10 protein-coding genes are annotated in these 8090 nt (G+C 53.6%); 5 read left to right on the top strand and 5 right to left on the bottom strand.

Going from position 1 to position 8090, the window contains the following annotated elements:
• Positions 1-63: 63 nt before the first annotated feature.
• The 3 genes from fbaA to epd form a co-directional block, all read right to left on the bottom strand.
• On the bottom strand, positions 64-1143 hold the full coding sequence (gene fbaA, locus FDX04_RS14185) for a class II fructose-bisphosphate aldolase (RefSeq protein WP_003027029.1): 1080 nt from the start codon (positions 1141-1143) through the stop codon (positions 64-66).
• An 88-nt stretch (positions 1144-1231) separates the two neighbouring features.
• Complete coding sequence (pgk, locus tag FDX04_RS14180) at positions 1232-2395, bottom strand: phosphoglycerate kinase (protein ID WP_006686863.1); 1164 nt, start codon at positions 2393-2395, stop codon at positions 1232-1234.
• 39 nt (positions 2396-2434) lie between these two features.
• The gene (epd, locus tag FDX04_RS14175; RefSeq protein WP_137371101.1) at positions 2435-3463 is read right to left on the bottom strand and encodes an erythrose-4-phosphate dehydrogenase; all 1029 of its coding nucleotides are present in this window, start codon (positions 3461-3463) and stop codon (positions 2435-2437) included.
• Positions 3464-3837: 374 nt separating this feature from the next.
• Here epd and FDX04_RS14170 point away from each other — a divergent pair, with 374 nt between their 5' ends.
• The 5 genes from FDX04_RS14170 to FDX04_RS14150 are packed head-to-tail and all read left to right on the top strand — an operon-like array spanning position 3838 to position 6916.
• Positions 3838-4263 (top strand): PPC domain-containing DNA-binding protein, encoded by a 426-nt coding sequence (locus tag FDX04_RS14170; RefSeq protein ID WP_137371100.1) that lies wholly within the window; start codon positions 3838-3840, stop codon positions 4261-4263.
• Positions 4264-4287: 24 nt separating this feature from the next.
• Complete coding sequence (locus FDX04_RS14165) at positions 4288-4866, top strand: ECF transporter S component (RefSeq protein WP_137371099.1); 579 nt, start codon at positions 4288-4290, stop codon at positions 4864-4866.
• Complete coding sequence (locus tag FDX04_RS14160) at positions 4867-5574, top strand: energy-coupling factor transporter transmembrane component T (RefSeq protein ID WP_137371098.1); 708 nt, start codon at positions 4867-4869, stop codon at positions 5572-5574.
• On the top strand, positions 5562-6239 hold the full coding sequence (locus FDX04_RS14155; RefSeq protein WP_137371097.1) for an ABC transporter ATP-binding protein: 678 nt from the start codon (positions 5562-5564) through the stop codon (positions 6237-6239). The genes FDX04_RS14160 and FDX04_RS14155 overlap by 13 nt, the downstream gene beginning before the upstream one ends.
• A complete protein-coding gene (locus tag FDX04_RS14150; RefSeq protein ID WP_061382431.1) occupies positions 6233-6916 on the top strand; it encodes an ABC transporter ATP-binding protein in 684 nt (227 codons plus the stop codon). Before FDX04_RS14155 ends, FDX04_RS14150 begins: the two co-directional genes overlap by 7 nt.
• On the opposite strand, the gene FDX04_RS14145 is transcribed toward FDX04_RS14150, so the two are convergent.
• Together FDX04_RS14145 and FDX04_RS14140 are read right to left on the bottom strand one after the other, a co-directional pair.
• Complete coding sequence (locus FDX04_RS14145; protein WP_137371096.1) at positions 6873-7583, bottom strand: nucleoside/nucleotide kinase family protein; 711 nt, start codon at positions 7581-7583, stop codon at positions 6873-6875. The genes FDX04_RS14150 and FDX04_RS14145 overlap by 44 nt on opposite strands.
• The gene (locus FDX04_RS14140) at positions 7580-8089 is read right to left on the bottom strand and encodes an MltR family transcriptional regulator (protein ID WP_038633553.1); all 510 of its coding nucleotides are present in this window, start codon (positions 8087-8089) and stop codon (positions 7580-7582) included. The genes FDX04_RS14145 and FDX04_RS14140 overlap by 4 nt, the downstream gene beginning before the upstream one ends.
• Position 8090 lies beyond the last annotated feature (1 nt).

Below are 8090 nucleotides of genomic sequence, written 5' to 3'. Positions count from 1 at the left end.
TGCTCCGCTTAAGTGAACAGTATTGCGCATTGGCGGGCCTCATGTCACGTAGAACGGCGTAAATTACAGAACGTCAACCGCGTTCAGTTCTTTGAAAGCCTGTTCCAGACGGGTGATCATGGTTGCCTGACCAGCACGCAGCCATACGCGCGGATCGTAGTATTTCTTGTTCGGCTGATCTTCGCCTTTCGGGTTACCCAACTGGCCCTGCAGGTAAGCTTCGTTTGCTTTGTAGTAGTTCAGAACACCTTCCCAGGTAGCCCATTGGGTATCGGTGTCGATGTTCATTTTCACTACGCCGTAGCTTACGGAGTCTTTGATTTCCTGAGCAGTAGAACCGGAACCGCCGTGGAAGACGAAGTTCAGGCTGTTGTGCGGCAGGTTATGTTTCTTAGAAACATAGTCCTGAGAGTCGCGCAGGATGGTCGGGGTCAGAACCACGTTACCCGGCTTGTAAACGCCGTGTACGTTGCCGAAGGAAGCGGCGATGGTGAAACGCGGGCTGATTTTGCTCAGCTCGGTGTATGCATAATCAACGTCTTCCGGCTGGGTGTACAGTGCAGAAGCGTCCATGTGGCTGTTGTCCACACCGTCTTCTTCGCCACCGGTGCAACCCAGTTCGATTTCCAGAGTCATGCCCATTTTGGACATGCGCGCCAGGTATTTGGAGCAGATTTCGATGTTCTCTTCCAGAGACTCTTCAGACAGGTCGATCATGTGAGAAGAGAACAGCGGTTTGCCGGTTGCTGCGAAGTGTTTTTCACCCGCGTCCAGCAGACCGTCGATCCACGGCAGCAGTTTCTTCGCGCAGTGGTCAGTGTGCAGGATAACCGGAACACCGTAGTGTTCTGCCATCTGGTGAACGTGATGCGCGCCAGAGATAGCACCCAGGATTGCAGCGCCCTGAGGCACGTCGGACTTCACGCCTTTACCCGCGATGAAAGAAGCACCACCGTTGGAGAACTGTACGATTACCGGCGCTTTAACTTTTGCAGCGGTTTCCAGTACGGCGTTGATGGAGTCGGTACCAACGCAGTTAACAGCTGGCAGAGCAAAGTTGTTTTCTTTAGCTACCTGGAAAACTTTCTGTACGTCATCACCAGTGATTACGCCTGGTTTTACGAAATCAAAAATTTTAGACATGTTGCGAGTCCTGTATCTTCGGCCTTGGAAAGGGCGCGCGCTCTAAAGCGCGCTAATAATTGGGCAGGTTTCCCTGCCCATTAAATGCTTACTTTTTAGCGCGCTCTTCGAGCATCGCTACTGCTGGCAGAACTTTGCCTTCCACGAATTCGAGGAATGCGCCGCCGCCAGTGGAGATGTAGGAGATTTTATCAGCAATGCCGAACAGGTCGATTGCTGCCAGGGTATCGCCGCCGCCCGCGATGGAGAACGCTTCGCTGTCTGCGATAGCGTTAGCAACGATTTCAGTACCTTTACGGAAGTTCGGGAATTCGAACACGCCAACCGGGCCGTTCCACAGAATGGTTTTCGCATTCTTCAGGATTTCAGCCAGCTGCTGTGCAGAAGCGTCGCCGATATCCAGGATCTGCTCGTCTTCTTTCACATCGCTAACGGATTTCAGTGTCGCCGGCGCAGTTTCAGAGAACTCAGTCGCTACGCGAACATCGGTCGGAACCGGGATATCGCAAGTAGTCAGCAGACGTTTTGCTTCGTCAACCAGGTCAGCTTCATACAGGGATTTACCGACGTTGTGGCCTTGAGCGGCAACGAAGGTGTTGGCGATACCACCGCCAACGATCAGCTGGTCAGCAATTTTAGACAGGGAATCCAGAACAGTCAGTTTGGTAGAAACTTTAGAGCCACCAACGATAGCCACCATCGGACGAGCCGGTTCTTTCAGCGCTTTGCCCAGCGCGTCCAGCTCAGCAGCCAGCAGCGGGCCTGCGCAAGCAACATCAGCGAATTTACCGATACCGTGGGTAGAAGCCTGTGCACGGTGAGCCGTACCGAAAGCGTCCATCACGAATACGTCGCACAGCGCCGCATATTTTTTGGACAGAGCTTCGTCGTCTTTCTTCTCGCCTTTGTTGAAGCGAACGTTTTCCAGAACCACCAGCTCACCGGCAGCGACTTCAACGCCGTCCAGATAATCTTTTACCAGGCGAACCGGAGCAGACAGTTTGTCTTTCAGGTAGTTAACAACCGGCAGCAGAGAGAATTCTTCGTTGTACTCGCCTTCGGTAGGACGACCCAGGTGGGAAGTTACCATCACTTTAGCACCCTGCTTCAGGGCCAGTTCGATGGTCGGCAGGGAAGCACGGATACGCGCGTCGCTGGTTACTTTCCCTTCTTTAACTGGTACGTTCAGGTCGGCACGGATAAAAACGCGTTTACCAGCCAGATCCAGATCGGTCATCTTAATTACAGACATGGTGAATCCTCTCGTTGATACTTAAAGTTTTGTCGACGCTCAAGCGTCGAGCCTGAAACCAATAGCAGCCATCGCTAACGTTGTGTCGAGCATACGGTTAGCAAAGCCCCATTCATTATCACACCAGACCAGGGTCTTGATCAGGTGAGCACCACTCACACGCGTTTGCGTACCATCAACGATGGCGCTGTGCGGGTCATGGTTAAAATCTACAGAGACCAACGGTAATTCCGTATAGTCAACTATACCATGAAATGCACCTTGTGCTGCTTTTTGCAGCAACTGGTTGACTTCGCTGGCTTTTACCGGTTTTTTCACCGTCACGCTTAAGTCGATCGCCGTCACATTTATGGTCGGTACACGCACCGCGATCGCTTCAAAACGATCGTTAAATTGCGGAAAAATTCGCGTAATGCCCGCCGCCAGTTTGGTATCAACCGGAATAATTGACTGGCTGGCCGCTCGCGTACGACGCAGGTCAGGATGATAGGCATCAATCACCTGCTGATCGTGCATCGCAGAGTGGATCGTCGTGACGGTACCAGACTCAATGCCGTAAGCATCATCCAGCAATTTAATGACGGGAATTATACAATTCGTGGTGCAGGAGGCGTTGGATACAATTCGGTGCTCAGCGCACAGCTGATCCTGATTAACGCCAAATACAACCGTTGCGTCGATGTCGGGACTACCAGGATGTGAAAAGAGCACTTTTTTTGCACCGGCGGCAATATGCGCCTCGCCGTGTTCGCGGTTACCGAAGACGCCCGTACAATCCAGCACAACGTCAACACCCAGTTCACGCCATGGCAGCGCGTCGAGCGTTCGCTCATGCAAAATGCGGATCGCGTCATCACCAACGATGAGTTGGTCACGTTCCTGACGAACATCCCAGGCAAAACGCCCATGGCTGGTGTCATATTTCAACAAATGCGCCATGCCTGCAGCATCCGCCAGTTCGTTGATTGCCACCACGGTGATTTCCGCCCGACGCCCGGATTCATACAAAGCACGAACCACGTTGCGTCCGATGCGACCGAAACCATTAATCGCTACGCGTACGGTCATAGGTCTCCTGCAAGGATTTCTCAGAAACGATGTGGCTGACAGAGTAATGCAGCAAATCGCTCAGGGAAACCTTACCTGTCGCAAACTGCGACTAATTGGTTAATTGTCGAACATTTAATCGACTGAAACGCTTCAGCTAGAATAAGCGAAACGCGGAATAAAAGGAATGATTGTCCAGCGACAGAACGCAGTTATCTGACTTGCATCACACTTTAACGCCCTTCGTCGCTAAATTTATTCCATATTCCAGAATTGCGAATAACCGTAGCAAGATTATTTCGTTGCTATGTCACAAATCCTGATTTATATCAGAAAGCTCCCTAACCCGCGTCTATATTATCAGCGCTACGTCCGAGTCTCGGAGTCCCTCAACTATGACTACATTCGCTCCCCAATCATCTGACGCGCGCTTTTTGGCGCTGCGATTATTACCCGGTCAGGAACTCTTTTCTGCGCTACACGCATTTGTCCAACAGCATCAGTTGCAGGCAGCCTGGATAGCGGGTTGCACTGGAAGCCTAACCAACGTTGCCCTGCGCTACGCAGGTCGTGAGGAAACCACATTACTCACCGGCACGTGGGAAATCATCTCTCTGAACGGCACGCTGGAGCTCACTGGTGAGCATCTCCATCTGGCGGTTGCCGACCCGCATGGCGCGATGCTGGGCGGCCACATGATGCCGGGCTGTACCGTGCGCACCACGCTGGAACTGGTGATTGGCGAGCTAACGTCGCTGGCATTTAGCCGACAACCCTGCGCCATCTCCGGTTATGACGAACTGGTTATTTCATCCCGCTAACGTTTCATTTGAATGAGGTCTTCTATGGCGCATCGCCAATTTTCCAGCCAGTCTCTGGTGCTGATTGTCATTGCTATTGCCATCAACATGGTCGGTGGACAGCTTATCAGCATGTTGAAATTACCTATTTTTCTCGACTCCATTGGCACCTTAATCAGCGCAGTGCTACTAGGTCCGGTGGTAGGAATGCTGACCGGATTGCTCACAAACCTGTTATGGGGATTATTGACCGATCCCATCGCCGCCGCCTTTGCTCCTGTGGCGATGGTCATCGGGCTGGTGGCCGGTTGGCTGGCGCGGGCGGGATGGTTTCGCACCTTACCCAAAGTCGTTGTCAGCGGCGTGATCATTACACTGGCCGTCACCCTCGTGGCCGTACCGATTCGTACCACCCTGTTTGGCGGCGTCACCGGCAGTGGTGCCGATCTTTTTGTCGCCTGGATGTACTCGGTCGTTCAGAACCTGGTGGAATCCGTTGCCATCACCGTCATTGGCGCGAATCTGGTCGATAAAATCCTCACGGCGATCATCGTCTGGGTACTGCTACGCCAGCTTCCGTTGCGTACCACGCGTCACTTCCCCACGATGTCTGCTGTGCGCTAAATGCATCCGTTTACCTCGTTAACCCTGTGGGCGCTCGCCGCCTGCTCCACGCTCCTGCTGCCAGTCGGAGCGCCGCTCAGCCTTTACAGCGCGGCGACGTTCATCGGTCTGTTGTGTATGAAGGCCACGCGCCCACGGGCAAAATACGTACTCTGGCTGATGATTCCCTTAGGTCTGGGGCTATGGCTGGTTCACGGCGGATGGCTTACAGAATGGCTCAGCGGACAACCGCGCACGCCAGAACGTTGGGCCGATGCCGTCACGCTCTGGTCGCGGATCCTGGCCATTGTGTCGACATCACAGATGTGGATGCAGTACGTACCGGTTTCGCGCTTTATACGCGCGCTGTTTGCTTCACGCTTACCACCTGGCATTGCCTATATGTTTGCAGGCCCGCTGCTGGTCGTCGAGCAGCTCAAACACCAGTTGGCGATTATTCATGAGGCCCAGCGGGCGCGCGGTGTACCGCTGGATGAGTCCTGGCATCAACGTTTACGCGCCATGCCTGCACTGATTGTGCCGCTCACCCATAATGCGCTCAACGATTTGGCCGTACGCGGCGCAGCGCTGGATATGCGCGGATTTCGCCTGCATCGCACTCGTACCACGCTGTGGGCGCCGCCGGACAGCACCTTACAGCGTCTGGCGCGCTACGGCATGGTGGTTCTGATAGTGATTGAGACTGGAGTCTGGATATGGTTACGTTAGAACAGTTTCGCTATCACCCAACGCATGCTATGCGACCGCCAGCCTGTTTCGATTTCCACTATGCAAAGCCTGGCATGGTAGCCATTTTTGGCGATAACGGTAGTGGGAAAAGTACGCTGGCGCAGCTGATGGCAGGCTGGTACCCCGATTTCCTGCCCGGTGAAATTGAGGGCACAGGAACATTATTGGGTACCCCCATCGGGCAACTGTCGCTCGTCGAGCAATCAAGCACCATTCAGTTGGTGCAGCAATCACCTTACCTGCAGCTTTCCGGCTGTACTTTCAGCGTTGAGGAGGAAGTGGCGTTTGGCCCCGAGAATCTTTGCCTTACCGAGGCTGAAATTGTGCGCCGCATTGACGCGGTGCTCACGCTAACGGAATGCCAGCCACTGCGTCATCGTCATCCAGGCACGCTTTCCGGCGGCGAAACCCAGCGGGTGGTGATTGCCAGCGCGCTCGCCATGCAGCCGAAAATATTGATTCTGGATGAAGCATTCAGCCGCCTCACCGCGCAGGCCACGACAATGCTGCTGGAGCGACTGCAACAATGGGCGCAGGAACAGCATGCTTTAGTGGTGCTTTTCGAACGCAATCATTCACCTTTTCTCAGCCACTGCCAGCAGGCGTGGCAACTGCGCGACGGAGCGCTGTCACCACTATGTTAACGCTAAACCAGGTAACCTGGCGCTGGCCAAATGCCGCCGATGACTGCTTGCGCAATATTTCACTTGAACTCCATGAAGGTGAATGGCTGGCGCTGACGGGCGATAATGGCGCCGGTAAATCCACACTGCTGCGCATTATGGCCGGGCTGCTCTCCCCTTCTTCCGGCTCAGTTACGGTGCAAAACCGTGCGATTGCGCAACTGAAAAACCGGGAGCGCGCCAGGGCGATCGGCGTGCTGTTTCAGGAGGCGGAAAATCAGATCTTCCACAGTAAGGTACGAGATGAAGTGGCCTTTGGATTACGGCTACAAAAGCTTCCTGCAGTAGAAGTTGCGCAACGCACTGCGGCGGCACTGCAATTATGTCAGCTAGAAGAGGTTGCCGACGCACACCCACTGGATCTGCATACCGCGCAACGCCGAATGGTTGCCGTCGCCAGTCTGGAAGCCCTGGCACCTGCGATTCTGCTGCTGGATGAGCCCAGCCGGGATTTTGATGCGCACTGGCTGGGTGTTTTCGAGCACTGGCTGGCGGTGTGCCGTGCGCGTGGCGCAAGCGTTGTGGCGATCAGTCATGACGCTGCGTTTACGCAGCGCCATTTCTCGCGAGTGGTAAGGTTACACAACAAAAATCTCACGCAATCCGATATTCACCATCGACCGTCATCTCCAGCATAAAGTCGGCTGGTCGGCTCCCCTCCAGTACCCGACGAACATTCGGTCCGTCGGTACGCTCATAAAACGCTTCAGCGTCAGCTTGCGATAGTCCGCCAGCCAGTTTACGGCCTACCAGTCGTGTACGAAGCGCATTGGCGGGGGCGCTAATAAACAGCGAGTAATCACAAAATTCAGCTAAAGCCCGCCATCTTTGGTCATCGCGCAATAACCAGTTTCCTTCCACAATGACAATCGGTGCAGTCACTTGTATGGATTCTTCGACCGGGTCGTGCTTTTGCCGGTCATACTGCGGCCAGGCACCTTCCCCGTCTCTTATTTGCTGCAAATTCCGTGCAAGCTTCTCCACATCAAAGGTTTCCGGCGCCCCTTTGTATGCCCGTAGATTATGGGTGTCCAGCCAGCTATTGTAGTGATGGAAGCCATCCATTGGCAGCGTCTGGATCTCTGGCAGACCGGGGTCCTGACGGGAAAGATATTCCCAGAAGGTGGTCAGCGTCGATTTTCCCGTTCCCGGCGGCGCGCTGAGAAAAACAATCGTTCGTCGCTGCGGATTCGTGGAATGTATTTTGGCCAGTTGCTGTAATATGGGTTTGTGAACGTTCTTTATCTCATCATCAAGGTAATGTGCTTCAACCTGTAGCCCATTCACCGTTAGTTCAATTTTCACGGCGTCAATTCCTTTAAAATCGCCGTCACTGCCAGCGTCATTGCCGTCTTGACCATTGCGCTAAAGCGCACTTCAGACCACGCAGCAAAGTCGGCAAATTTCATCGACTCCAGCGCACCATAGAGTGTCGCGTTGCGGGTGATACTGTTCACGTTGCTGACAAAATCCCAGGTAATGTCATCGGCAAAACTGGGAATGTTATCCTGCTCGTTCAGATACTGATAAAACTGAGAAAAATGGGTAATGTCGGCATAAAGCCACTTATCCATTTTACCCAGCGCATAAATCAGACGTAACGCAACGTCGATATCGTCAAGCGGCCCACTCTGGGCGAGTAACGGCTTCACTGCATATTCCACGATCTCTTCATCGTTATTGACGAACAGCGACGGTAGAAAGCGCTTAATGCCCTGGAGCAAAATGTTATGTGCCGTCGTCATAAACGAGAGTAAATTATTTTGAGCATCCAGTTGCTCAAGCACATCGTCTTCTGTCAGCGTCGTCATT

This window comes from Citrobacter sp. wls615, from assembly GCF_005281355.1.
Taxonomy (GTDB): Bacteria; Pseudomonadota; Gammaproteobacteria; order Enterobacterales; family Enterobacteriaceae; genus Citrobacter; species Citrobacter werkmanii.
This window is presented reverse-complemented; position numbering and strand designations above follow the sequence as displayed.

Excerpts from the sequence above, each read along its gene's own strand:
- FDX04_RS14150 (WP_061382431.1), top strand. The coding sequence starts at position 6,233 with ATGTTAACGCTAAACCAGGTAACCTGGCGCTGGCCAAATGCCGCCGAT.
- FDX04_RS14165 (WP_137371099.1), top strand. The coding sequence starts at position 4,288 with ATGGCGCATCGCCAATTTTCCAGCCAGTCTCTGGTGCTGATTGTCATT.
- fbaA (WP_003027029.1), bottom strand. The coding sequence starts at position 1,143 with ATGTCTAAAATTTTTGATTTCGTAAAACCAGGCGTAATCACTGGTGAT.
- FDX04_RS14140 (WP_038633553.1), bottom strand. The coding sequence starts at position 8,089 with ATGACGACGCTGACAGAAGACGATGTGCTTGAGCAACTGGATGCTCAA.
- pgk (WP_006686863.1), bottom strand. The coding sequence starts at position 2,395 with ATGTCTGTAATTAAGATGACCGATCTGGATCTGGCTGGTAAACGCGTT.
- FDX04_RS14155 (WP_137371097.1), top strand. The coding sequence starts at position 5,562 with ATGGTTACGTTAGAACAGTTTCGCTATCACCCAACGCATGCTATGCGA.
- epd (WP_137371101.1), bottom strand. The coding sequence starts at position 3,463 with ATGACCGTACGCGTAGCGATTAATGGTTTCGGTCGCATCGGACGCAAC.
- FDX04_RS14160 (WP_137371098.1), top strand. The coding sequence starts at position 4,867 with ATGCATCCGTTTACCTCGTTAACCCTGTGGGCGCTCGCCGCCTGCTCC.
- FDX04_RS14170 (WP_137371100.1), top strand. The coding sequence starts at position 3,838 with ATGACTACATTCGCTCCCCAATCATCTGACGCGCGCTTTTTGGCGCTG.